Genomic DNA, 24,534 nt, shown 5'->3' on the forward strand with positions numbered 1-24,534 from the left:
GAACCAAATTTGGTTCTCTTTTTTATTTCTCTCCATCCCATTCGGCATAAAACTGCGATAAAAATAGTTCCATGAATTTATGTCTTTCTTGTGCCAATTGTTTTCCAGTTTTGGTATTCATTTTATCTTTTAGCAACAATAATTTTTCGTAAAAATGATTTAACGTTGGTGCTTCACTTTTTTTATATTCTTCTTTGCTCATATTAAGTTTGGGAGCAATTTCTGGATTATATAGTTGTCTATTTTTGAATCCACCATAATTAAATGTTCTTGCAATTCCAATGGCGCCAATGGCGTCTAATCTATCGGCGTCTTGAACAATTTCAAGCTCAATTGAATTGAATTTCTTCGCAAAATTCCCTCCTTTAAAAGAGATGTTTTCAATAATATTTATAACATGAACAATGGTTTCTTCATCTGTGTTTTGCGATTCTAAAAACTCACGAGCTACTTTTGAACCAACAGTTTCATCTCCATCATTAAATTTACTATCGGCAATATCATGAAGTAACGCACCAAGTTTTACAATTTGAACATCACAAACTTCTTCTTGAGCTATCAATAAAGCATTTTTATATACTCTTTCAATATGAAACCAATCGTGACCGGCTTCAGCACCTTTTAGTTTATCTTTTACAAAAAGAATGGTGTTGTCTATTAAATTATTCATTTATTATTTTTATCGAAATTTTACGAATTAAAAAATGTTGATTTTTGAGGATTAACTTCAAAAATCAACATCTATATTCTTTGCTCTATTTTCTTTTTTCTTTATTTTACTAAAGCTGGTTGTACCCATTTAAAAATATAATTTTCATCTGGTAACACCAACCGTTCAGAAATTTTAGCCATTCTTCCTGGCAATTTCATTAGATAATCTCTTGCTTTCTCTGCTTCATCAGTAAGATTCCCTATTTTATCAATTTGCCATTTGTCAATTAATTTTTGCATAATATCTACATAATCATTAGCTGTATAGACACCTAATTTTTGAGCAGAATTAGAAAATTGTTCAAAAGCAACTCCTATTTTTTCACCTGATTCACGTAAGAAAACTGCTGGCATTGTGATTTTTTGTTTCATCATGTATTGAAAAGCCAACATCATTTCGGATGGATCTACTTTAAAAATTTGATCAACAAATTCACAATATGCATGATGATGACGCATTTCATCACCTGCAATTAATTTACAAACTTTAGCCAGTTTTTTATCACCATAATCTTTGGCAATTTGTGAAACTCTATTGTGTGATACATAAGTTGCTAATTCTTGAAAACTTGTGTAAACAAAGTTTTTATAAGGATCACGACCTGTTCCAATATCAAATCCATCAGCAATTAAATGCTGTGTAGTAATTTCAACTTCACGCATGTTTACTCTTCCTGATAGATACAAATATTTATTCAATAAATCGCCATGACGGTTTTCTTCACTTGTCCATTGACGAATCCATCTTGACCAACCATTACGCTCTACATTATCAATTCCTTCTACATCCATCAACCATGATTCGTAGGTTGGAAGTGCTTCTTCTGTAATTGTATCGCCAACCATTGCTACCCAAAAATCATATGGTAAATCTTTGGCTATTTCTTGAATTTCTTTTACATCTTCAAAGAACGTATCACTTTGAGAATCTGGCAAAAAATCAGATGGTTGCCAAATAGTTTCTATTGGAATTAAAAATTTATCGACAAATTCGTCAACTTTATTATCTAGAAATTGCATTACTTCTAGACGTACATTTTTTATGGACATTGTGTATGTATTGTAGACTTTAGATTTGAGACAAAATAAAATCTGATTATTATTTTAATGATTGAACTACTGCTTTTTCTGATTTTTTCATTAATTCTTCAAACGGCAACTCTTTTACTGCAATAGGCTCATGAATAATGAACTCCAATCTGTTTCCTAAACCCATTGGGAAAGCACCAAATTTAACCATTTTCCACGAATTATTTATAGAAATTGGCACAACATAAGCAGAAGGAGCGTATTTACATAATATTTTCAATCCACTTTGTGCGAATTCCTTTGGTTTTCCATCTTTACTTCTTGTTCCTTCAGGAAAAATTACTGCCGAACGTTTGTGTTTTTCAATATATTCTGACAAACCTTTTATGGTTGGAATGGCTTGTTTTGGATCTTTTCTGTCTATAAGAACTGAACCTCCATGTCGCAAATTATAGGATACACTCGGAATTCCTTTTCCTAATTCTTTTTTACTCACAAACTTGGCATGAAACTTTCTTAAATACCAAATCATTCCAACAATATCATACAAACTTTGATGATTTGCCACAAAAATAATTGGAACATTTTCGGGAATTACCTCTCGATTTTTAAACGTATAAGTCGTTCCTAATAGGTTGGTGCATTTTGTTAAAAAGAAATTCAGATAGTCTACACTTTTTTTATGTGCTTGATAACCAAATAAATTAAAACATATCCATTGAACCGGATGAAAAATTACCAAACACAATCCAAAACACAAATAATAAATAACCGAAATTGGATAAGAAATTAGCTTTTCCATAGTTGAAAAAAAATTGTTGGCTAAAGTAATAAAAATTTTACTTTACTAAAATTGTATATTCAAAAGCGCTCAAATTAATTGAACTTCCTAATGTAATTGAAGTATTATCTGATGTATTTATCCATACTGTTCCTACTAGTGCTGTTGGAACTGTAAATATTTTGGCAGAATTTCTCGAATTTGCAATTACAAAAACCTCATCAGCATTTTTTTGCTTTTTAAAAGCTACCAAATCAGCACTAGAAAAATCAATTATAGTTCCTGTACGAATAGCGGCATGCGTATTTCTTAGGTTAATTAACCTTTTGTATTCGGTTAGCATAGTTGGATTTGTTGACCAATTAATAGGTGAATTACTAAAATAAGGCAACTTCACTGTGCAACCAACTTCTTGACCATTATAAATTAACGGAACGCCGTCCATAAAAGATGAAATTACAAATGCTGATAACGATGCTTGAATTCCGCCAAATAGTCCAAGTGGTGTGTCATCCCAAGCGCATTCATCATGGTTAGATGTAAAACGCAGTTTTTGTTTACCCGATGTAATCGTAGAATATTCTAATGTGCTTATATTAAATAAGTCGCTTGCTGCATGGCTATTTTTGAATACATTTTTATTCTTTCCGAAAAAATCCCAACCAAAATTCATATCAAATCCTGCGGTAAAATGATCTGCTCTTGAACCTTCTGCAAACATAATAATATCACGATTTGGAATCAATCGTAAATCATCAATAGCTTGTTTCCAAAAATCAAACGGAACATAATCTGCTGCATCACATCTAAAACCATCAACATTTGCTGTTAAAACCCAGTATTTCATTGCCTTAATCATTTCTAATCTCATAGCAGAATTATTAAAATTCAAATCCGCAACATCTTGCCAGTTTGTTCCTGCAGGATGAATAATGTTTCCAGAAGAGTCTTGCGTATACCAAGACCTATTTTGAATCCATGGATTATCCCAAGATGTGTGATTAGCAACCCAATCAAGTATAACAGCCATACCTCTTTGATGAGCTTCTCTAACAAGTGTTCTTAAGTTTTCTAAATTACCAAATTCAGGATTTACTCCTTTGAAATCTTTAACACAATAAGGTGAATTAATTGAATTTATACTACCTATTGGTGTTGTTGGCATTAACCAAATTACATTTACACCTAGTTCTTTTATTTGATCTAAACGTGAAATAATACCAGCAAAATCACCAGAAGTACTAAAAGCCCTTTCATTAATTTCATACATGACAATGTCAGATGTATTAGGAATTCCTGCAAAAGGTGTTTCATATTGAACAGGTTCAGTTGGTGTAGGAGTTGGCTCAACATTGTTTGATGAATCATCTTTACTACATCCAACAATTAAAAGCATTGCAATTAAAAAAAAGAACTGCCCTTTCGAGAATATATTTTTCATATTTATATTTTACCGCAAGGTACAATCCGATAATTTTAAAACCTAATTTTTAAAGAAATTGACTTATTTAGAATATTGTTTAAAACTCATTTCTATAAACTTCTTTTACAAGGTTTTTTTATTTATTTTTACAACTTAAAAGCCAAAAATATAGAAAAGATGAGTTCAGAAAAAGATGCAAAATTAAAAGCGTTACAACTTACGCTAGACAAATTAGACAAAACCTACGGAAAAGGAACCGTAATGAAAATGGGCGATAAAGCCGTTGAAGAAGTAGAAACTATTTCTTCAGGATCGTTAGGTTTAGATTTAGCTTTAGGTGTAAACGGTTACCCAAAAGGAAGAATTATAGAAATATATGGTCCAGAATCTTCAGGTAAAACTACTTTAACCCTTCACGCCATTGCAGAAGCACAAAAAGCAGGTGGAATTGCAGCATTTATTGATGCAGAACACGCTTTTGATAGAAATTATGCTGAAAAATTAGGTGTTGATATTGAAAATTTAATTATTTCGCAACCAGATAATGGAGAACAAGCTTTAGAAATTGCTGAAAATTTAATCCGTTCGGGAGCAATTGATATTGTTGTTATTGACTCTGTTGCTGCATTAACTCCAAAAAGTGAAATTGAAGGAGAAATGGGTGATTCTAAAATGGGATTGCACGCTCGTTTAATGTCGCAAGCATTGAGAAAATTGACAGGAACGATTAGCAAAACACATTGTACCGTATTTTTCATCAATCAGTTGAGAGAGAAAATTGGTGTAATGTTTGGAAATCCTGAAACTACAACAGGAGGAAATGCTTTAAAATTTTATGCTTCTGTTCGTTTAGACATTCGTCGTTCATCACAAATTAAAGATGGTGAAAATGTTATCGGAAATCGAACTAAAGTAAAAGTGGTTAAAAATAAAGTTGCGCCACCATTTAAAACTGCCGAATTCGACATTATGTATGGAGAAGGTGTTTCTAAAACAGGAGAAATACTTGATTTGGCAGTAGAATTTGAAATAATTAAAAAAGCTGGTTCATGGTTTAGCTACGGTGAAACCAAATTAGGACAAGGTCGAGATGCAGTAAAAGCATTAATAAAAGACAATCCAGAATTGGCTGACGAATTAGAACTGAAAATCAAAGCATTAATCAAAGAAAATAACGCTTAAAAATAAATTATCCGCTTCGGCGGATTTTTTTTTATATTTATACGCAACCTTTTTGTACTTTTTGTATCCTAACTATAAATGAATCTTATTAATATGAAAAAAATAGTTTTTTTAATTGCGTTTTCATTTGTGTTTTTCTCATGCGATGTGAGTGAAGAACAAACATACACTTATGAAATAAACCCTATTTATCAGGTTATTATGCCTACAGAGTTTGCTAAAGATAGCATAACAAATATAACTGTCAAATACAAACGCCCATCCTCTTGTCATTTGTTTAGTAAATTCTATTATGAATCCAATGGTTTTGAGCGAAGTGTGGCAATAGAGAATATTAAAGTTGAACAAGATAATTGTCAAATAGATAACGAAACTGTTTTAGAAATGCCGTTGAAGTTTCTTCCAACAGCAATAGGAACGTATCATTTTAAATTCTGGACTGGAACAGATACGCAAGGTGTAGATCATTATTTAGAATATGATGTAGTAGTAGACCATTAAAATAAAGCTCTTGAGTTTAGAACAATTAATACATGATTGTAAAAAAAATGATATCAAAGCACAAGAACAATTGTACAAGCTATATGCTCCAAAGATGTTCTCGGTATGCTTAAAATATTCGCGCAATTATGCAGAAGCTCAAGATAATTTACAAGATGGATTTTTATTGGTTTTTGATAAAATTCGTTCATTCGAATTCAAAGGTTCATTTGATGGATGGATTAAGAGAGTAATGGTAAATCAAGTTCTTCAACAGTATCGAAATAAAAGTCTTTTAAGTCCAATAGACGAAGATATTGCCGAAGAAGTTGAAGTTGAAATAGAAGATAGTGTATCCATGGATTTTTTGATGAAAATTATTCAAGAATTACCAGACAGGTATCGATTGGTTTTTAATCTTAATGTTTTTGAGAATTATTCCCATCAAGAAATTTCCGATTCGTTAGGAATATCTGTAGGAACATCTAAATCAAATTTATCAAGAGCAAAAATGATATTGAAAGAAAAAATTGAAAATAATACCGGCAGTGTAAAAATGCCTTTTATAAAATGAGTGAAAGAAAAAATATAAACAATCTCTTTCAAGAAAAATTTGAAAATCATGAGGTTATGCCAGAAGAGTTTATCTGGGAAAACATCGAACTCAAATTAAAAGAAAAGAAAAAAAGAAGAGTAATTCCGTTTTGGTGGAAACTATCGGGTATTGCTGCTGCTTTAGTAATTGGTTTTTTTGCTTACAACAGTTTGAACACAACTAATGACAATGAAAATTCGGTTGTAAATCAGGAGAAAAATGATAAAGAAAATACAACTGATTCTATAAATAAAAATACGAATCCAGTTGTTAATAATGGAAGTAAAACCATAAATTTTGATAATTCAAAAACCATTTCATCTGATAACAACGTAAATAATGTAGTTGTTGTAAAAGAAACAAATTCGCAATCTGAAAAGAATAATAAAACAAATTCTAAAATAAATAAAATTGACGTTAAGTCAAATAATGGAACTCAGGTTGCTAATTCTGAAATCAATAAAAAACCATTGGTTAAAACTGATAAAATTAAATCAAATTCAGATGGTCAACTTGTAAACAATGCTTCTGAAAAAGATAAGAATAGAAAAACATCGTTGAAATTGAGCAATATTAATTCTAATAATGAAATTGCTTTTGAAAAAAATAACGATTTAAAAGAAAAAAATAAAACTAATAATTCGTCAAGTAACGAAGTTCTAGTTCAACAAGAAACCAAAGAAAAAGAAAAAAATAATAGTGTTATTGATAAAGTTGTAAATCCGTCAAAAGAGAATAATTCTATTGTAAAGAATACAACATCAGATAGAAAAACAGCTGTTTTAACACCAAAAACAGATGAACCAATAATTAAAAAAAATGACTCAACATCAATTGCTAGTGTTGAGCCTAATGCGCTGGAAGAATTGCTAATTGAAAAAGAAAAGCAAACAGTTACTGAACAAAAAATAAATAGGTGGCAAGTTACCTCTAATGTTGCGCCTATTTATTTCAGTTCAACTTCAAATGGTTCGCCACTTGATAGTAAATTAGTAGATAACGATAAAGTCTATTCGGCTGAGAATATTAGTTATGGTATTGGTGTAAATTATGCGGTAAATAAAAAAATAAAAATAAGAACAGGAATAAACATTTTAAATGTTGACTACGATACTAATGGAATTTTGTATTATCAAACTCCAACAGTAAGCAGTAAATTAAGTGGATTAAATCCTAATGTGCCTGGATCTCTTTTAGTCATTGAAAGTCTAAGTAATGTAAACACTTTATTTAATAGACCTATTCAAAAATTTGAAGGCAGTTTAAATCAAAAATTAGGTTACATAGAGATGCCTCTTGAAGTTACCTACAAAATTTTAGATAAGAATTTCGGAATTGATTTAATTGGAGGAATGAGTACATTAGTTCTTAATAGAAATGAGATTTATCTTCAATCATCAGAATTGAATTTGAAAATTGGTGAAGCAAACAATTTGAACAATGTTCACTTTAGTGGTAATTTAGGATTAGGATTAAAATATGGTTTCTTTAAACGTCTTGAGGCGCGCATCGAACCGGTTTTTAAATATCAAATAAATACATTTAACAACGATGCAGGAAATTTCAAACCATTTGTGTTTGGAGTATACTCAGGAATAAATTATACTTTTTAAGTTAGGTTAGATTAGTTTAAAATTAGTTAAGTGGTGTTATTGCTTTCGAGTAATAACGGAAAAGAGCGCTTTAGTTAGGCGCTCTTTTTTATTTACTATAATCTTCCAATTGTTTCAAAATAATGGAATGAATCTCTTCTTTTATAACTTTTTTATCTTCTAATGTTTTCCCTTTTGTATCAAAAAACTTATGTACTTTAGCTCGCATTATTCCTGGACTTCCACTTAAAAAAGTATAAGACATTCTAGTTTTATTATCGGCAAAGGTTATTGGAACAATTGGAATTTGATGTTCAATAGCTAATTTGAAAGCACCATCTTTAAATTCATCCAACATTATAGCTTCATCAGGAACACCGCCTTCTGGAAAAATACAAATACTTAAACCCTGATTTAATCGTTTTTGAGCTCTTGCAAAAACTTCCATTCTACTCTTTTGGCTACTTCTATCTACTAAAATACAGGTGCGTTTGTAAAAAAAACCAAAAAGAGGAATTTTAGACAATTCTTTTTTTCCAACAAATACAAAAGGATTTTGAGCAACAGAAAGCATCAACATTATATCCGTCATTGAAGTGTGATTGGCGACTAACATATAACTTTTGCCTTTTTCTAACTCTTGATCTCTCTCAATTTTGGTATAAAAACCCATTCCTAAGAGGATGCCTTTGGCCCAAATTCTTGCCATCACAAAAAAATAAGGATACCATTCTTCTTTCAAAATTGAAAGTAATAGAAAGGGCAACATTATTAGGATAAGCGCGCCCATTAAAATATAAAACCAAACGCGCCAAAGGACCCAAAAAATAATTTTTAGCAATCTCATAGCGTCAAAAATAAGTAATAGTATGCAAATTATACTACAAAGGTTTAACTTTGCATCAAATAAATTTAGAATGGCAAAAATACTTACAGGCGTACAAAGCACAGGCACACCACATTTAGGCAATTTACTTGGAGCTATCATTCCGGCAATTGAGTTATCTAATAATCCTGAAAATCAATCGTTTTTATTTATAGCCGATTTACATTCCATCACACAAATAAAAGATGGTGAAACGCTAAGAAAAAACACTTATAGTACTGCTGCAGCTTGGCTTGCTTGTGGTTTAGATATCAATAAAGTAACTTTTTATCGTCAAAGCGATGTGCCTCAAACGGCAGAATTATCATGGTATTTAAGTTGTTTCTTTCCGTTTCAAAGATTGACATTAGCACATTCATTTAAAGATAAAGCTGATAGACTGGAAGACGTAAATGCAGGATTGTTTACATATCCTATGTTGATGGCTGCCGATATTTTATTGTATGATGCTAACTTCGTTCCTGTTGGGAAAGACCAAATGCAACATATTGAAATTACTCGTGATGTAGCTTCAAGATTCAATCATCAAATGGGTGAAACATTCGTTATTCCTGAAGGAAAAGTGCAAGAAGAAACCATGTACATTCCCGGAACTGACGGAAATAAAATGAGTAAATCTCGTGGAAATATTATAGATATTTTCCTTGATGACAAAGCATTACGCAAACAAGTAATGTCTATTGAAAGTGATAGTACTCCACTTGAAGAACCAAAAAATCCAGATACTTGCAAAATATTTGCTCTTTATAAATTACTTGCTAATGCTGAGCAAATTGCAAGCATGAGACAAAATTATCTTGGTGGAAATTATGGTTATGGTCACGCCAAACAAGCTTTGTTTGAATTAATCTGCGAGAAATTTAAAACCGAAAGAGAAAAATATAATTACTACATNGTGATTAAACATCACTCATTCCTTTTTGATTTCTTCTATTATCACTTCTTGCTCTTTCTGAATCTGTTTAAAACTTTGCTCTTTTGTACTTAATCCTTTAGACTCAATAACAATTTTTCCGTTTCTCTCAACTATTATTACATCTTCTTTAAAAGAATAATCGTCATTCAGAAGCTCTTTAGCACCATTGGCAAGTATTGTAAATCTTGGTTCAACAATTGAATTACCATGTATATATAACTTTTCTTCACTATTGTGAAAAGAGGCCAATTTTTTTCCAACATAAAAATTAAATGTTCTCTTAAATTCACTGGTTAAATCCAATTTAAAATCCTGTTTAGATTTTATATAATAAGCTTGCTTAGAAATATTTATTGTATCATAAGCAACCGCATTTTCCAGTAAAATGATATCATAATTTGTTTTATTTGTAAACAACCTGTAATTATATGAAGTTGAAACAAACTGATTTTTATAAACATTAGTGAAAGGATTTTGACCTGTCTTTATAGTATCATTATAAGTCAGATTATTCTTTTCTGTTTTGTCATAATCGGTTAAAAACATTTTGAATGTGTCTATTTTGGCTTGAGATTCTGTGTAATACCTATCTAATTCAGCTGGGGCTTCTTTAATTTGGACATTATCGTAGGTATTATTATCGTAATTATCATAAGTTGAATCAGAATCTGAAGAACATTTATTCGATAAAAAAGCAACTTTTAATAAAATCACTAAAATGATAAAAAACGTTTTCCACGAAAAAACAGATTTTTCACTTTTACCTTCTCTACCATTAATATTATCAAGAACTACTCTCTTATTTGAAGCGATTGTATCCATCAATTCATCATCAAATGAACGGTAATTCGACATTGAAATCATAATGGCTTCAGCAAATTCAGAACTTTTGGTTACATTATAAATATCAACTATAGCATTTAAAAGATGATTTACTTTATCGTCTAATTCTGAACTAACAAAATGAGATAAAAAGGTAAAAAAGTGAGATTGTTTTACGAAAAGTAAAGGAAAATAATTAATATTTTTTGCATGTAAACTTGATAATACAAAATCTAATTTCCCTTCAGCTCTTTTTGCAACTTTATACAACAACTCTTCTGGAAAATATTCTTTGTAAATTAGAAGGTCGTTCATTTCTTCATACTTGTTTTCAATAATCTTTTTATCAAAAAAAGTAGTTAAATCTTCTTGGAGGTATTTTTCAATAAATAATTTTACTTTATCATCATTTACTTCAATATTTTGTGCTGGAAAATCGTCTCTTAGGTAATTTTTCTTGCTGAAAAAATTGTATAAAACTCTAATGTTAGCAATAAATTGAAACTCTGTTGGAAAATATTTTAAAGCTTCTATTAAATTATTAGCGACATTGACATCAATATCTGGGTTGATTTTCTTCTCAACATTAACCTGTTTTTCAATTCTAATAATCTCTTCAGAAGTAATTTGAAGAAGTGAGGATTTATCAATATTTAAATTTTCAAATAATTCTATGATATTCATGCGCTTGTAAATTGAAGAAAAACAAATGTAAAATTTTAACGCTTTATTTCGATTGATTTTATTGAAAAAAATAAAATAATTGTAAATTGCCTACATATTCAAATTAAGTAATAATTCATGGAAGCCATCATCAACCAATTATTTGAAATCGAAAAGAAAGCAACCGAACAAAATCTAGATATTTTTGAACGTAATTTAAACAGGATTCAGCATGAACTTGAAGAGTTAGGTTATAAAATTATTAATCCAATAGGTAACCAATATGATGAAAGAGACGCTTCGATTGAAGCCAATATTCTAAATCCAAGCGCTAAAAAAATTACTAAAGTTTTAAAGCCTGTAATTTATAAAATGCAAAATGACAATTACATTCTATTGCAAAAAGGTATCGTAATTGTTGAATAACTATCAGAAAAAATATGAAAAATATTAATATCGGAATTGACTTGGGTACAACCAATTCTGCCATTGCTAAATATGAAAACGGTAAAGTAACTGTTTACAAAAATCCTGTTGGGTTTAAAGATACTATTCCATCGGTGGTTTCTTTTAGAAAAGGTCGTATTCAAATTGGCGATAAAGCTCGCGAACATTTTTTGTCTAATTCTGAAAATGTTTTTGCTTCTTTCAAAAGAAAAATGGGCTCTGATGAAACCTATTTTATAAAAGATTTGGACAGACAAATTGCTCCATTAGAGCTGTCATCAATGGTGTTGAAAGAGTTGATTAATTTTACTCAAAATGAAAATCCAAAATCGGCGGTAATTACTATTCCTGCATCATTTGACACTATTCAAACTAATGCCACCAAAAAAGCTGGTTACGAAGCTGGATTTGCAGAAGTCGTTTTGCTTCAAGAACCCATTGCGGCTTGTTTGGCTTATTCCAATTTTCAAAATTTAGATATTTCTTCTGAGAAAAAATGGTTGGTTTATGATTTTGGTGGCGGAACTTTTGACGTTGCTTTAGTAAAAATTGACGAACGCGAATTGAAAGTAATCGATCATAAAGGGAATAATTTCCTTGGCGGAGTTGATCTTGACACTCTGTTTGTGGAGAAAATTATTTGTCCAAAAATGGAAGCACAATCTTCAGAAAATAACCTTTGGAATAAAATGATTTCTGGCGAAGATGCGATTTATAAAAAACTGTATTTCGAATTACTTTTTAAAGCAGAAGAAGCTAAAAAAGAACTCTCATTAAAAGAAAAAACCAACATAGAAATTGAATTTGACGAACTGGATTTATCCTTAGATTTAGAATTATCAAAAGTAGAATTTGAAGCTATTGTTGCTTCAAAATTTGAGGAATCATTTCAACTTACACAAAAGTTAATTCAAGAAAATAACCTGAAATTTTCTGAAATTGAACGCATCATACTTGTTGGCGGAACGACATACATTCCTTACATCAGACAAGAATTAGAAAAAAGAAGCCAAACACTTGTAGATTCTAGTATTGATCCAACAACAGCCGTGGTTTTGGGTGCCAGTTTTTATGCTGGTTCCAAACCATCTGAATATGTTGCATCTGAAAAAGAAATGGTTGTTGAACAAGAAACTTTATCGGTTGAACTTATTTTTGAACCTCATTCTAAAGATAAAGAAGAATTGATTGTTGCTATTTTACCAACCGATTTTAATGGATTTTATAGAATTACTAGAAGTGATGGCGGTTTTGATACGGGTTTGCTTGCTGCAAATAAAAAAATCGCTGAATTTGTTCCTCTTTTAGAAAAAACTACCAATATTTTTTCGTTATTTTTATTTGACCAACAACAAAAGCAGGTTTATCAGCATACATCCATTCAAATTACTAATGGACTTTATAATATTTCTGGACAACCTTTGCCTAATGATATTTGTTTAGAAGTTGATGAAGAAAGTGGTAAAACCTTCATGGAACGCATTTTTAAGAAAAACGATATTCTACCTTTAAAGAAAACTATTTACAAAACTTGTTCTAAAAATATCCTAAAAAATTCTGACGATAAATTAATCATCAATATTGTAGAAGGTAATGCCGGAAGCATGATTGGTAGTAACTTAACTATTGGTTACATAGAAATTTGTGGGAAAGATTTTCATCAAGATTTATTGAAAGGAATGGATGTTGAACTGAATTTCAAAATTTCTGAATCGCGCGATTTAAGTATTACGGTTTACATTAGTTCATTAGATTTAGAAATAAAAGAAGTATTCAATCCGCATGAGCGAACCATTTCTTTATCTAAATTAACCGAAGATATTAAAGTGGTTCTCGATGAAGTTTCGGAAGAAATTTACCTCAATGAAGAAGATGAAAACTATGAATATCTTGCTAAATTAAAGCGCATAAAAGATCATTTGGCGGTTTTATACAACGAATCTTTAGAGATTGTAAATGATAAATCGACCGATAAAAAGTATCAAATTGATGAGATGAAACGCTTAACTATTCAGGAATATGACGATTTGGTGCGACACAAACATGTATTGAATGAATTGAGCGAATATCATTATTCTAAAGAAGTTTTCCAAACGTATGCAGAGCAAGCGAATCCGCGTCAAATGGAAGAATATGAAAAAATTATTAAAAATGAAGTTGAGTTTTTACAATCCAACAACAAATATTTAATCCGTAAAAAAACTAAAGAATTAGACAATTTAATTGATTCCGTTTATCTAAAACAAGAATCTCGTTTTATTGATTATTTCTATTATTATCGTTTTAAAGACGAAGACGAATTTACCAACAGAGACAAGTTTTTAAAATTAGTAGAATTGGGTGAAAAAGCTTTAGAGAACCATAGTATGGTCGAATTAAAATCTATTTGCAGTCAATTTTGGGAATTGTTAAAAGTAAAACCAAAACTAAAAGACGACTTCAATAGTTTTGATGGGAATTTAGGATTGAAGTAATTTCTAAACCACTTCAAATAATTTTCCTGGCAAAGGTCTAACAACTCCTTTTAGTTCCATATTCAATAAAATAGAGGCGGTTTTAAAAACTGGCAAATCACAATCGAGAGCAATTACATCTAGTAGTTGCTTTCCGTTTTTTATAAGATAATCGTAGAGTTTTTGTTCGTCGTTTTCTAAAGTGATGAAAAGCTGTTTTTGAATTACTTTTTCTTCTTTAGGTTGTAATTCCCAATTTAGAATATACAAAATATCAGCTGCAGAGGATAGCAAATGGGCACGTTGCGTTTTAATCAAATTATTGCAACCTTGACTAAATTTGTCAGAAATTCTTCCTGGAACGGCAAAAACATCTCTGTTGTAATCATTGGCTAAATTGGCTGTAATTAGCGAGCCTCCTTTTTCGGCACTTTCTATTACAATTGTAGCTTCACTCATTCCGGCTACAATGCGATTTCGTTTCACAAAATTTTCTTTTTCAGGATTTGATGTGCTCCAAAACTCGGTTAAAAAACCTCCATTTTCTTCCATTTTGGCAACGTATTTTTTATGCACTTTTGGATACACTTGATTTAAACCGTGAGCAATCACGCCAATAGTTTGCAGATTATTATCCATTGCGGCTTTGTGAGCAACAATGTCAACACCATAGGCAAATCCGCTAACGATGATTGGATTTAAAGGTGCTAAATCTTCAATTAATTTTTTACAAAATTCCATTCCATACGAAGTAACTTCACGAGTGCCAACAATACTAATTATCTTCTGATGGTTCAAATCCATTTTCCCAGAAGAAAACATTAAAAGCGGACTGTCAATACAATGTTTCAGTCGATTTGGATATTCTTTATCTTGATAATAAAGTAAATTAATGTTGTTGTCTTTGATAAAACGAAGTTCTTCTTCGGCTTGTTTTAAAACCGATTTATCTTTCAAACTTTTAATTAAAGTTTTACCAATTCCGTCAATTGAAGTTAGTTTAGAGGCTTTGGTTTTAAAGATTGATTCGGCATTTTCGCAATGAGAAAGCAATTTTTTGGCAACAATATCGCCAACGCCATCTACTTTTAGTAATGCCAATAAGTGCAGTAATTCTGTGTCGTTCATTATATTAAATCTGTATGGTGTGTATAAATATGACTCTAAAAGTAAGAACAATAAAAATTGTTAACAAAGTTTGTTGATAAAATTTTGCATTCCACATTAAATAATTAAATTTGTCATTATGAAGATGGATCAATACATATCACAATTATTATATCGTTACCAATGTGTAACTGTTCCGGGATTTGGTGCTTTTTTGACCGAAATCCAATCGGCGCAATTGCATCAAGATTCACATTCGTTTTATCCACCAAAGAAATTGATTTCTTTCAATGCTTATTTGAAAAATAATGACGGTTTACTTGCCAATCATATCGCTCAAACTGAAAAAATGAGTTATGAAGTGGCTGTTACTATTATTGAAAATCAAGTAGCTATTTGGAAATCTAAGTTGAATGATTTTGGTGCTATTACCATTAAAAATATTGGTGACCTCACTTTAAATGCTGAACGAAATTTAGTTTTTGTTCCTTCTGATCAAGTTAATTATTTGACTTCTTCTTTTGGATTAACTACATATGTTTCGCCTACTGTAAAACGTGAAGTCTACAAAGAAGAAATTGAAGTTCTTGAGGAGAAAGCTCCTATTGCTTTTACTCCAGAAAAAAGAAGTTCGGGTAATTTCTTAAAATATGCAGCAGTTTTTGTTCTTGGTGCTGGATTACTTGGTGTTGGTGGTTTCTTTGGAAATCAATACTATCAAAATCAAATACAACAAGAAACATTAGCGGTTCAAACAAAAGTTCAAAAGCAAGTAGAACAAAAAATTCAAACAGCTACTTTTATCATTAGCAATCCACTTCCTACTGTAACGCTTACCGTTTCAGAAGGAAAAATGCCTTACCATGTTGTAGCTGGTGCTTTTCAAATGGAGAAAAATGCTGATAAGATGTATGATTTACTTCTAAAATTGGGTTATCCTGCAAGAAGAATTCCTCAAAATAAACATGGATTATTTCCTGTAGTTTACAAAAGTTTTTCTTCCTATACAGAAGCTCAGAATGAAATGCAAAGAATAAAAAAATCGCATAATCCAGAAGCTTGGTTATTAATTCAAGAATTATAGAAAAGTCCCGATTTATTCGGGATTTTTTGTTTTTTGTTCCTTTATTAAAATACTATAATTACTACCTTTGCAAAAAAAACTATGACTCCTAAACATCCTATAGATTCTTTAACAACATTAACCGACTTAGTTTTACCAAGTGAAACCAATCCATTAAATAATCTTTTTGGTGGCGAATTATTAGCTAGAATGGACAGAGCGGCAAGTATTGCAGCAAGAAGACATTCTAGACGAATTGTGGTAACTGCATCTGTCAATCACGTAGCTTTCAACCGTTCTATTCCTTTGGGAAGTGTGGTAACTATTGAAGCAAAAGTTTCAAGAGCTTTTACATCATCTATGGAAATCTTTCTAGACGTATGGATTGAAGATAGAGAATCTGGAAATAAAACTAAAGCCAATGAAGCCATCTACACCTTTGTGGCCGTTGACGAAACAGGAAACCCAGTTGCCGTACCACCATTAGAACCACAAACTGAGGAAGAAAAATCAAGATTTGACGCAGCTTTAAGAAGAAAGCAATTAAGCTTAGTCTTAGCAGGAAAAATGAATCCACATGATGCTACTGAATTGAAAGCATTGTTTTTGTAAATAAAAAAGTCCGCTAATTGCGGACTTTTATTTTTATCTACTTATCCATTGCGATGGATTGGTGTAGGTTGTATTTTGAGAAATCATAAACTTCAGCACTGTTTTACCCTCGGCATTGGTTCGTACTTTTCCTAACACTTGTTTGGTCGATACTTTATCACCGGCACTTACATTTACACTTCCAAGATTTTGATAGATAGTAAAGTAATCTCCGTGTTGCACACAAACAGCTTTGTTTAAAGGCGAAATTACAATTACTTTAGTTACTTCTCCACTAAAAACAGCTCTTGCATTAGAACCTGATTCTGTAGTTATCTCAACACCACTATTGTGAATAACCAACGATTTATAAACTGGATGTGGTTGATCGCCATATCCTAAAGTAATAGTTCCTTTTTCTACTGGCCAAGGCAATCTTCCTTTGTTAGCTTTAAAATTATTTGAAACCAATTGTCCTTCTGGTGTTAAAACAATTTTGGTTGATGTTTCAATCTTCTTCGTTTCGGCAGCAGTTGTTGTTTTTGGATTGGCTTTAGCCTTTGCTGCAGCCGCTTTTTTATTAGCTTCGGCAATCGCATCACGAATCAACTTTTGAATTTGAGCATCAATTTTTCTGTATTCTTGTTGCTTTTTCTTAATCTCAGCGGTAATTTGCTTTTTATTTTTCTTTAAGCTATTGGCGATTTTTTCTTGTTCCTGCTTTTCTTTTTCTAAATCTTGACGTTGCTTTTCTTGCTCAGCAAGTAGTTTTTCTTTCTCCGTTTTTTGTCCGCTTAGTTTCAAGTTATAATCCGCAAGCTTATCTGTTTTATCCTTGATTTCAATACCTTGCATTTTTCTATAGCTAGAATATTGTTTCATGTATTGCAATCTTTTATAGGCTTGCAAGAAATTTTCTGAAGATAACATAAACATAGCACGACTCTGCTGCGAACGACTTTTGTAAGACTTCAAAATCATTTCTGCATAATCATCTTTAAGCACTACCAATTCTCTATTCAACTTATTTATTTGAAGTTGATTGATGTACATGTCATTACTCAACAACTTTGTTTGCTTAGCTGTTGTGTTGATTAGTTTCTCTTTCAATCCAATTTTCTCTTTTTGAATTTGAAGTAATTTTACCACCGATTTTTCTTTACCTCTAACTTCTTGAAGCATGCGTTCTTTTTCACGAATCTCTTCTTGAATTTTAGCTTTTTTCTGTTCAAGTTCTTCCTGACTTTGTTGGCTCCAAGCAAATGAAGTAAGTAAAACTAAAAATAATGTGACTAATTTTTTTTGCATAACCATTATATCTTATCAATGTAAATTCTCTCATATCCTTCAGGAACGCTGTAAGGAAACGATAAATCTTCGTTGAATGTAACCGTTTTATATTCTATATCAATTTTTGTATTCCCTTTCTTTTGTCGAGCATCAATTGCCAAAGATAAAGGTAAAATCATTTCGTTGTGTTTTTTATAATCTGGATAAGCAATTTGCAACGTTCTATCTTGAAAAGGTTGATTGATTTCTTGTCTTTTTATTAAAAAATTTTCGCTTTCAAAATAAAAAGATTTATTGGTTTTCTCCTCAGGCTTTGATTCTAATTTATATAGTTTTTCAATGATTGCAACCGCATATTTTTCTTTATGCAAGTCATCCAATGCTTTTCCTAAGAACATGTTTTGTACTTTGTTGTAATCTAAATCGGTTCCAAGCCATTGGCTTAATCCTTCATAATTGCCTTCAAAATATTTGTTTCCAATCTTTTCATAATACTGAACTGATGTTGGAGTAATTAAAGCTTTAGCCATAGTAATTCCTAAAACCCTAATACTTACTAATATCTTTTCGTTTTTCTTTATTCTTATTTCTGCTGTAACATTTTGAGTGTTTTTCTCATCTTCATATCTCGCACCGGCTTTGATATATAATGTAGAAAAATCTGTTTTATTGTTGTAATGATTCTCTATTATTTTATCAGCAGATAAGGTATTGCTAGCACTACCTTCAGCTAAAATTGCTTTTGGTTTACAAGATGCTAGAAAAATAACAACGAAAAGGACAAAGTATTTTTTCATAAATTAATCCAACTGAATGGCGTGTTTACTATTTTCTTTTTTGTTTTTCAATTAATTGGTTGGCTTTAGAAAAATACAAATCTTTCTTTTTCATATCGCCCAATCCATTAGACGCTTCACCCAACTGAAGGTTGAAATTGATTTCTAAAATAGTATCGTCTATTATAAAATCGATTCCTGATTCTAAAACATCTTTTGCTTTTTTATAATTTTTTAACTGATTGTTTGCCAGTCCATTATAATAATACAACTGTGGCTGTGTTGGAAACAATTGCAATTGCTCTTCAGATACTTTTGCTAATTTATCAAATTGCAAATTCTCTGTATAAGCCTGCATTAAAAGTAGAATGGTTTCCATATCATCGGTTGCATTTTTTAGATGCATTTCATAATATTTTATTGCTTTATTCCAATCTTTTTTGGATTGATAAAATTTGGCTATTTCCTTTGCTACTTTAACTTCTTTATCGTTATCAAAATAACCAATTGCTTTGTCTAAATCTTTATCGTATTGCGGGTTATTCTTTGAAAAAATCAAAAACTCATTCAAAATACGATGCTTAATTTTCTTATCTATTTTATCACTTGCTAAAACAGTATTCATTGATTTTACTGCTTTATCTCCGTCATTGTTATTAATATGGAACTTAAATAAGCTCACTTGAGCCCAATCGGAAGTTGGAATTTCTTTTTCTAATTGCTTGGCGATTTCTAACGCTTTTTCCTCTTGATTGCTTTGAGAATACATATAAATTAGCGCAATATAATTAGCCTCATCTTTAGGATTCTTTTTTATTTTATCAATAAGATTGGCTTTTTCAGAACCTTGATATTTAGCATCGCGTAAGATATCAGCTTTATATAATTCGCGTTTTTCAGATTTTCCTACTGTTTCATTTAGTTCGTTTATCAAATCTAATGCTTTGTCAAATTGCTGTGTATTCATGTACAATGAAACCAAGTCTTCTCTATAATCGGGTTTGAATTCAACTAATTTTTGAACTATAATTATTGCCTGATTAAAATCTCTTGTGTCGTAACAAACGTCATACATTCCAACCCAAGCCCAACGGTTTTTGGGATCAATTTTGGTTACTTTTTCAAAATTATCATAAGCATCTTTATATTTTTTTTGAGAAAGATAATTTTTACCCAATTCAAAAAACACAATTGGATTTTCTGGTTGAATATTTTTACACTTTTCTAGTGCTTCAATAGCTTTATCATAGTTTTCAATGCCTTTTTGTTTCAGAGATTCGTAGTAGTGATTTTCAAATTCATCAGAAACAGTAGCAACATCTTCTGGTTCGGTTTGAGCCAAAAGAACATTTGGAATGAAAAACATTCCAAAAAAGAAACTATATAAAACTATTTTTTTCATCAAATTTCTATTCTAAAACGGAATAATCTCCGATGCTAATACTTGTAAAACTGCCATCAAAACTAACGTGATTTCCTATCATTGCATTATCAAGATTAGCATTTTTAATATGAGCATGAGTTTGAATCAAACTGTTTTTAATGGCGCTATCAATTACATGACATCCTTTTCCTAAAGACACATTCGGACCAACTGTTGCGTTAATTAAAACTACATCTTCAGCAATATAACATGGCGGAATGATGGTTGAATTCTCTTGTTTAACATCGTAATCAACTAAATGAATTCCGTCGTTATGAAGGAAATTTAACATTCTGTTGTTGGTGTCAACCGTTACATCTTTATTTCCGCAATCCATCCATTCATCAACTTTACCCGGAACAAATACCATGCCTTTTGCCATCATTTGTTTGATTCCATCATTAATTTGATATTCACCTCCATGAATGATGTTATTATCAAGTACTGATTGCAACTCATTTTTTAAAACGGCAACATCTTTAAAATAGTATATTCCAATCACTGCTAAATCAGAAACAAACTCCTTTGGTTTTTCAACTAATTCGATTATTTCGCCATTGGAATTCAAATTTACAACTCCAAAAGCTTCAGGTTCATCAACTTGTTTTACCCAAATTACACTATCAGCATTTTGATCTAAATCAAAGTCGGCACGAATTAAAGTATCGGCATAAGCAATTACCGCCGGACCACTCAAAGAATCTTTGGCACACATTATAGCATGACCAGTGCCAAGCGCTTCATTTTGATAATAAATCGTTCCTTTTGCTCCAAGTTTTTCGGCGATTGCAATTAATTCTTCTTCTACTTTTTTGCCAAAACTTTCGTGAATTACAAAAGCTACTTCTTCTATTGGTTGATTCAAAACCCCAGCAATATCTTCTACCAAACGGTGAACTATTGGTTTTCCTGCAATAGGAATTAATGGTTTCGGAATTGTTAAGGTGTGCGGACGTAATCTTGAACCACGACCCGCCATTGGTACTATTATTTTCATGTTAATTGCCCGCGAAAGCGGGTATCTTTTTAATTAAACTTTATTTTCTTATTTTACTAAAATCGAAATTCCAATTTAAACTAATATCCATCCAAGTAAAATTCATTTCCTCAATTAATTTTACTTTCCATTCTCTTTTCCATTTCTTTAATTGCTTTTCCCTAGTTGTGGCATTCAAACCATTATCTAATTCTTCAAAATAAATTAACTTATCGCAATTATATCTGGCTGTAAATGAATTTGGATAAATTTTTAATTTATGTTCTTTGACTCTTTCTATTAAATTATCGGTAACTCCAATATATAGTACTCCATGATACTTATTTGACATTATATAGACATACCACAAACTCATCTTCTTTTACACTAGATTCCTGCCTTCGCAGGAATTATTTCACCCCTGTACTCCCAAAACCACCTTCGCCTCTTGATGTTTCAGATAATTCTAGAACTTCAATCCATTCAGCTCGTTCGTGTTTGGCAATTATTAATTGTGCAATTCTTTCACCGTTTTCAATTACAAAATCTTCATTGGATAAATTTACTAAAATTACTCCTATTTCGCCACGATAATCGGCATCGACTGTTCCAGGAGAATTTAAAACCGTGATTCCTTTTTTTGCAGCTAAACCACTTCTTGGTCTTACTTGTGCTTCGTAACCTATTGGTAATTCAATAAAAAGTCCTGTTTTTACAATAGTTCTTTCTAACGATTTTAAAGTAATTGGTTCGGATATGTTTGCGCGTAAATCCATTCCTGCAGAGGCAATGGTTTCGTAATTAGGTAGTTCGTGTTGTGATTTATTTATAATTTTAATCGTCATGATTTATTATTTTCGTTTGATGATTTTTAAAAGTGTTTCCTTTTCGTTTCTATAAATGAAATATAAAAATAGCGAAAGTAAAACGATTTTCACAAGATAATTTTCTCTCAAATAAGGAATATAAAAAGCAATGGCTGAAAAGGCAATAGATAAGCCTAAATATTTCAGAATTGTATTAATTTCATAAGGAATTGGGTATTTTTTTTGCCCCAATTTATAGGATAGTATCATCATAGTTCCATAAGCCGCAAGAGTAGCAATTGCAGAACCATAATAACTGAATTCCTTAATCAATAAATAATTTAACGCCAAGGTTACCAAGGCTCCAATTATGGATATGTAAGCGCCGATTTTTGTTTTATCAATTAACTTATACCAAACTGATAAATTAGTGTAAATACCTAGAAAGAAATTAGCTAAAACTATCAAAGGAACCACTTTTATTGCATCCCAATATTCTTCACTTGGGACTAATAATAGTTTTAACAAATCAATAAAAATGATAACAAAAAGCGTAATAAACGACCCGAAAATAACAAAATACTTTGTAATCGTTGCATAGGTTTGAGGTGCGTTTTCATTGCTTGCATGACTAAAGAAAAAAGGTTCGATACCAAGTGTGTAAGCTGTGCGAAACAAAACCATAAACATTCCAATTTTATAACAAGCAGAATAAGCTCCAATATCTGCTTTTGGAACATTCATCCAATCTAAAAGAATTTTGTCAAAATGTTCGTTAATAGCAAATGCTAAACCAGCAATTAAAATTGGATAACCATATTGCATCATTTGCTTCCAAAGATTGAAATCGAACTTCCAATTAATCTTGAAATAATCTGGAGAAAGAACTATAAAAGTTAATAAACTTGCAATTAAACCTGAAACAAATATATAGCCTACTTTAAAATTCTCAAAATAAATAGTATTGAAAAATCCGTCGGGATTTGCTTCGGCTAATTTGGGTAGAGCTATTAAAAAAAACAGATTAAAAAGCATGTTTACAGTTACATTTCCAATCTTGATTACTGCATATTGCATTGGTCTTTTAGTGGCTCTTAATCTTGAAAACGGTATGATTACAAGTGCATCTAGAACTAAAATCCAAATAGTATAAGTAATATATTCTACTTTAATTTCTGCCCAGTTTGACAATGTATTTCTAAAGATTAAAGCGAGAAATAAGAATGAAATTGAAGTCCAAAAAATAGAAACTGTTGCTGTAGATATTACACTTTTCTTATTTTCTTCTTTATTATAGAATCTAAAAAAAGCAGTTTCCATTCCATAAGATAAGATTACATTGAAAAAAACCAACCAAGCAAAAACGATGGTGACATCTGCAAACTCTTGTTTTGGCAGTTTTTTTACATACAATGGATTGAGCAAAAAGCTTATCATTCTTGGCAAAACGGTTGCCAAACCATAAATTAGTGTTTGCTTGAAAAGATTTTTATATAAACTCAAGGTGATTTTATTTAATGTGAAACAAAAATAGTTATTAAATCGACTTAATAAAAAAAGAGCCAACAAATGTTGACTCTTACTTACTTTTATTTTGAATTAAACTATCCTTTCAAAGCTTCTGCTCCACCAACAATCTCTAAGATTTCGTTAGTAATTGCAGCTTGACGTGCTTTGTTGTAAGTTAATTTCAATTGATTTCTTAAATCGGTTGCGTTATCAGTTGCTTTATGCATTGCTGTCATACGCGCTCCATGCTCTGATGCAAAAGAATCACGAATTGCTTTATACAATTGTGTTTTTAACATTTTTGGTATTAATGTTTCTACAATTTCTTCTTTAGAAGGTTCAAAAATATAATCTCCTGTTGAAACTGGTTTATCAGATTTAACAGGTGCTAAAGGCAAAAATTGTTCTGTTTGAACGATTTGAGTAGCTGCATTTTTAAATTGATTATAAACCAATTCAATTTTATCATATTCACCAGAAGTAAATTTTTCTGTTAATATATTAGCAATTGTAGTTACATTATCAAAAGTTAAATTATCATAAATATCACTATGATTTTCAATAATTGTACTTGTCTTTGCTAAAATATCATTTCCTTTTTTACCAATTGCAAAAATGTCAACTTGTTTACCAATGTAAGTATCTGCAACAACCTTAGCTTGTTTAATAACATTTGTATTGAAAGCACCGCACAAACCTCTGTTAGAAGTAATTGCTACCACTAAAACCTTATTGATTTCACGTTGTTTTGTAAAACTTCCGCCAACTTCTCCTTCAAGTGTTGATGAAAGGTTTTGCAATAATTCTGTTAATTTTTCGGCATAAGGGCGCATTGCTGTAATTGCATCTTGTGCCTTTTTCAACTTTGCTGCAGAAACCATTTTCATCGCAGAAGTAATCTGCATCGTTGATGAAACGGAAGTAATTCTATTACGGATTTCCTTTAAGTTTGCCATTTTTTTCTAGTAATTAGTAATAAGTAAATAGTAATTAGCTTTTTACTAATCACTATT

Annotated in this window: 23 protein-coding genes and 1 pseudogene; 9 read left to right on the forward strand and 15 right to left on the reverse strand. The window is 30.9% G+C overall.

Features of this window, described 5'->3' with window-relative positions:
* Positions 1-22: 22 nt before the first annotated feature.
* The 4 genes from ABD771_RS08140 to ABD771_RS08155 form a co-directional block, all read right to left on the reverse strand.
* Positions 23-670, reverse strand: a complete 648-nt coding sequence (locus ABD771_RS08140) for an HD domain-containing protein (RefSeq protein ID WP_345093306.1) — start codon at positions 668-670, stop codon at positions 23-25.
* 101 nt (positions 671-771) lie between these two features.
* A complete protein-coding gene (locus ABD771_RS08145; protein ID WP_345093308.1) occupies positions 772-1,761 on the reverse strand; it encodes an acyl-ACP desaturase in 990 nt (329 codons plus the stop codon).
* 49 nt (positions 1,762-1,810) lie between these two features.
* The gene (locus tag ABD771_RS08150; RefSeq protein WP_345093310.1) at positions 1,811-2,542 is read right to left on the reverse strand and encodes a lysophospholipid acyltransferase family protein; all 732 of its coding nucleotides are present in this window, start codon (positions 2,540-2,542) and stop codon (positions 1,811-1,813) included.
* 37 nt (positions 2,543-2,579) lie between these two features.
* Positions 2,580-3,962, reverse strand: coding sequence for an alpha-amylase family glycosyl hydrolase (locus ABD771_RS08155; protein WP_345093312.1), 1,383 nt, complete (start codon positions 3,960-3,962; stop codon positions 2,580-2,582).
* Positions 3,963-4,121: 159 nt separating this feature from the next.
* On the opposite strand from ABD771_RS08155, the gene recA reads away from it, so the two are divergent.
* The 4 genes from recA to ABD771_RS08175 all read left to right on the forward strand — a co-directional run bounded on the left by recA (position 4,122) and on the right by ABD771_RS08175 (position 7,814).
* A complete protein-coding gene (recA, locus tag ABD771_RS08160; protein WP_345093314.1) occupies positions 4,122-5,126 on the forward strand; it encodes a recombinase RecA in 1,005 nt (334 codons plus the stop codon).
* Between the two features lie 93 nt (positions 5,127-5,219).
* Complete coding sequence (locus tag ABD771_RS08165) at positions 5,220-5,627, forward strand: hypothetical protein (RefSeq protein WP_345093317.1); 408 nt, start codon at positions 5,220-5,222, stop codon at positions 5,625-5,627.
* A gap of 10 nt (positions 5,628-5,637) precedes the next feature.
* A complete protein-coding gene (locus ABD771_RS08170) occupies positions 5,638-6,180 on the forward strand; it encodes an RNA polymerase sigma factor (protein WP_345093320.1) in 543 nt (180 codons plus the stop codon).
* The gene (locus ABD771_RS08175; protein ID WP_345093323.1) at positions 6,177-7,814 is read left to right on the forward strand and encodes a hypothetical protein; all 1,638 of its coding nucleotides are present in this window, start codon (positions 6,177-6,179) and stop codon (positions 7,812-7,814) included. The genes ABD771_RS08170 and ABD771_RS08175 overlap by 4 nt, the downstream gene beginning before the upstream one ends.
* An 88-nt stretch (positions 7,815-7,902) precedes the next feature.
* Here ABD771_RS08175 and ABD771_RS08180 read toward each other — a convergent pair whose 3' ends face one another.
* Positions 7,903-8,640 carry a lysophospholipid acyltransferase family protein gene (locus tag ABD771_RS08180; protein ID WP_345093327.1) on the reverse strand — a complete coding sequence of 246 codons (738 nt, stop codon included), beginning with the start codon at positions 8,638-8,640 and terminating at the stop codon, positions 7,903-7,905.
* Between the two features lie 70 nt (positions 8,641-8,710).
* Between ABD771_RS08180 and trpS the strand changes: the two are divergent.
* Positions 8,711-9,571 (forward strand): annotated as a pseudogene (trpS, locus tag ABD771_RS08185) (tryptophan--tRNA ligase); the annotation flags it as partial.
* An 18-nt stretch (positions 9,572-9,589) separates the two neighbouring features.
* On the opposite strand, the gene ABD771_RS08190 reads toward trpS, so the two are convergent.
* Positions 9,590-11,101, reverse strand: a complete 1,512-nt coding sequence (locus ABD771_RS08190; protein WP_345093333.1) for a hypothetical protein — start codon at positions 11,099-11,101, stop codon at positions 9,590-9,592.
* A gap of 117 nt (positions 11,102-11,218) precedes the next feature.
* Here ABD771_RS08190 and ABD771_RS08195 point away from each other — a divergent pair, with 117 nt between their 5' ends.
* Entirely contained in the window at positions 11,219-11,506 is a 288-nt protein-coding gene (locus tag ABD771_RS08195) for a hypothetical protein (RefSeq protein ID WP_298117832.1), read from the forward strand.
* A 14-nt stretch (positions 11,507-11,520) separates the two neighbouring features.
* The gene (locus ABD771_RS08200; RefSeq protein WP_345093337.1) at positions 11,521-14,001 is read left to right on the forward strand and encodes an Hsp70 family protein; all 2,481 of its coding nucleotides are present in this window, start codon (positions 11,521-11,523) and stop codon (positions 13,999-14,001) included.
* Positions 14,002-14,004: 3 nt separating this feature from the next.
* On the opposite strand, the gene dprA is transcribed toward ABD771_RS08200, so the two are convergent.
* Positions 14,005-15,108: a DNA-processing protein DprA gene (gene dprA / locus ABD771_RS08205; protein ID WP_345093340.1), complete on the reverse strand. Its 1,104-nt coding sequence runs from the start codon at positions 15,106-15,108 to the stop codon at positions 14,005-14,007.
* Between the two features lie 118 nt (positions 15,109-15,226).
* On the opposite strand from dprA, the gene ABD771_RS08210 reads away from it, so the two are divergent.
* Both ABD771_RS08210 and ABD771_RS08215 read left to right on the forward strand, forming a co-directional pair.
* Positions 15,227-16,171 (forward strand): HU domain-containing protein, encoded by a 945-nt coding sequence (locus ABD771_RS08210; RefSeq protein WP_345093343.1) that lies wholly within the window; start codon positions 15,227-15,229, stop codon positions 16,169-16,171.
* Positions 16,172-16,252: 81 nt separating this feature from the next.
* Positions 16,253-16,762, forward strand: coding sequence for an acyl-CoA thioesterase (locus ABD771_RS08215; RefSeq protein WP_298306928.1), 510 nt, complete (start codon positions 16,253-16,255; stop codon positions 16,760-16,762).
* A 33-nt stretch (positions 16,763-16,795) separates the two neighbouring features.
* Here the strand turns inward: ABD771_RS08215 and ABD771_RS08220 are convergent, their stop codons facing one another.
* The 8 genes from ABD771_RS08220 to atpG form a co-directional block, all read right to left on the reverse strand.
* Complete coding sequence (locus ABD771_RS08220; RefSeq protein ID WP_345093347.1) at positions 16,796-18,049, reverse strand: murein hydrolase activator EnvC family protein; 1,254 nt, start codon at positions 18,047-18,049, stop codon at positions 16,796-16,798.
* A 5-nt stretch (positions 18,050-18,054) separates the two neighbouring features.
* On the reverse strand, positions 18,055-18,828 hold the full coding sequence (gene lolB1 / locus ABD771_RS08225; protein ID WP_345093350.1) for a lipoprotein insertase outer membrane protein LolB1: 774 nt from the start codon (positions 18,826-18,828) through the stop codon (positions 18,055-18,057).
* 28 nt (positions 18,829-18,856) lie between these two features.
* Positions 18,857-20,209, reverse strand: a complete 1,353-nt coding sequence (locus ABD771_RS08230) for a tetratricopeptide repeat protein (RefSeq protein WP_345093353.1) — start codon at positions 20,207-20,209, stop codon at positions 18,857-18,859.
* A 7-nt stretch (positions 20,210-20,216) separates the two neighbouring features.
* Positions 20,217-21,227, reverse strand: coding sequence for a sugar nucleotidyltransferase (locus ABD771_RS08235; protein ID WP_345093356.1), 1,011 nt, complete (start codon positions 21,225-21,227; stop codon positions 20,217-20,219).
* A gap of 40 nt (positions 21,228-21,267) precedes the next feature.
* Positions 21,268-21,582, reverse strand: coding sequence for a GIY-YIG nuclease family protein (locus ABD771_RS08240; RefSeq protein ID WP_345093359.1), 315 nt, complete (start codon positions 21,580-21,582; stop codon positions 21,268-21,270).
* Positions 21,583-21,616: 34 nt separating this feature from the next.
* Positions 21,617-22,051 (reverse strand): dUTP diphosphatase, encoded by a 435-nt coding sequence (gene dut / locus ABD771_RS08245; protein ID WP_345093363.1) that lies wholly within the window; start codon positions 22,049-22,051, stop codon positions 21,617-21,619.
* Between the two features lie 6 nt (positions 22,052-22,057).
* Positions 22,058-23,515 carry an oligosaccharide flippase family protein gene (locus ABD771_RS08250; RefSeq protein WP_345093366.1) on the reverse strand — a complete coding sequence of 486 codons (1,458 nt, stop codon included), beginning with the start codon at positions 23,513-23,515 and terminating at the stop codon, positions 22,058-22,060.
* 101 nt (positions 23,516-23,616) lie between these two features.
* The gene (gene atpG, locus ABD771_RS08255) at positions 23,617-24,477 is read right to left on the reverse strand and encodes an ATP synthase F1 subunit gamma (RefSeq protein ID WP_345093369.1); all 861 of its coding nucleotides are present in this window, start codon (positions 24,475-24,477) and stop codon (positions 23,617-23,619) included.
* Positions 24,478-24,534: the final 57 nt, after the last annotated feature.

It is taken from the genome of Flavobacterium chungnamense (assembly GCF_039539165.1).
Classification (GTDB): domain Bacteria; phylum Bacteroidota; class Bacteroidia; order Flavobacteriales; family Flavobacteriaceae; genus Flavobacterium; species Flavobacterium chungnamense.

Bases quoted from the DNA above. Each gene is read 5' to 3' on its own strand.
- ABD771_RS08140 (WP_345093306.1), bottom strand. From the start codon at position 670: ATGAATAATTTAATAGACAACACCATTCTTTTTGTAAAAGATAAACTA.
- ABD771_RS08145 (WP_345093308.1), bottom strand. From the start codon at position 1,761: ATGTCCATAAAAAATGTACGTCTAGAAGTAATGCAATTTCTAGATAAT.
- ABD771_RS08150 (WP_345093310.1), bottom strand. From the start codon at position 2,542: ATGGAAAAGCTAATTTCTTATCCAATTTCGGTTATTTATTATTTGTGT.
- ABD771_RS08155 (WP_345093312.1), bottom strand. From the start codon at position 3,962: ATGAAAAATATATTCTCGAAAGGGCAGTTCTTTTTTTTAATTGCAATG.
- recA (WP_345093314.1), top strand. From the start codon at position 4,122: ATGAGTTCAGAAAAAGATGCAAAATTAAAAGCGTTACAACTTACGCTA.
- ABD771_RS08165 (WP_345093317.1), top strand. From the start codon at position 5,220: ATGAAAAAAATAGTTTTTTTAATTGCGTTTTCATTTGTGTTTTTCTCA.
- ABD771_RS08175 (WP_345093323.1), top strand. From the start codon at position 6,177: ATGAGTGAAAGAAAAAATATAAACAATCTCTTTCAAGAAAAATTTGAA.
- ABD771_RS08180 (WP_345093327.1), bottom strand. From the start codon at position 8,640: ATGAGATTGCTAAAAATTATTTTTTGGGTCCTTTGGCGCGTTTGGTTT.
- ABD771_RS08190 (WP_345093333.1), bottom strand. From the start codon at position 11,101: ATGAATATCATAGAATTATTTGAAAATTTAAATATTGATAAATCCTCA.
- ABD771_RS08195 (WP_298117832.1), top strand. From the start codon at position 11,219: ATGGAAGCCATCATCAACCAATTATTTGAAATCGAAAAGAAAGCAACC.
- ABD771_RS08200 (WP_345093337.1), top strand. From the start codon at position 11,521: ATGAAAAATATTAATATCGGAATTGACTTGGGTACAACCAATTCTGCC.
- dprA (WP_345093340.1), bottom strand. From the start codon at position 15,108: ATGAACGACACAGAATTACTGCACTTATTGGCATTACTAAAAGTAGAT.
- ABD771_RS08210 (WP_345093343.1), top strand. From the start codon at position 15,227: ATGAAGATGGATCAATACATATCACAATTATTATATCGTTACCAATGT.
- ABD771_RS08215 (WP_298306928.1), top strand. From the start codon at position 16,253: ATGACTCCTAAACATCCTATAGATTCTTTAACAACATTAACCGACTTA.
- ABD771_RS08220 (WP_345093347.1), bottom strand. From the start codon at position 18,049: ATGCAAAAAAAATTAGTCACATTATTTTTAGTTTTACTTACTTCATTT.
- lolB1 (WP_345093350.1), bottom strand. From the start codon at position 18,828: ATGAAAAAATACTTTGTCCTTTTCGTTGTTATTTTTCTAGCATCTTGT.
- ABD771_RS08230 (WP_345093353.1), bottom strand. From the start codon at position 20,209: ATGAAAAAAATAGTTTTATATAGTTTCTTTTTTGGAATGTTTTTCATT.
- ABD771_RS08235 (WP_345093356.1), bottom strand. From the start codon at position 21,227: ATGAAAATAATAGTACCAATGGCGGGTCGTGGTTCAAGATTACGTCCG.
- ABD771_RS08240 (WP_345093359.1), bottom strand. From the start codon at position 21,582: ATGAGTTTGTGGTATGTCTATATAATGTCAAATAAGTATCATGGAGTA.
- dut (WP_345093363.1), bottom strand. From the start codon at position 22,051: ATGACGATTAAAATTATAAATAAATCACAACACGAACTACCTAATTAC.
- atpG (WP_345093369.1), bottom strand. From the start codon at position 24,477: ATGGCAAACTTAAAGGAAATCCGTAATAGAATTACTTCCGTTTCATCA.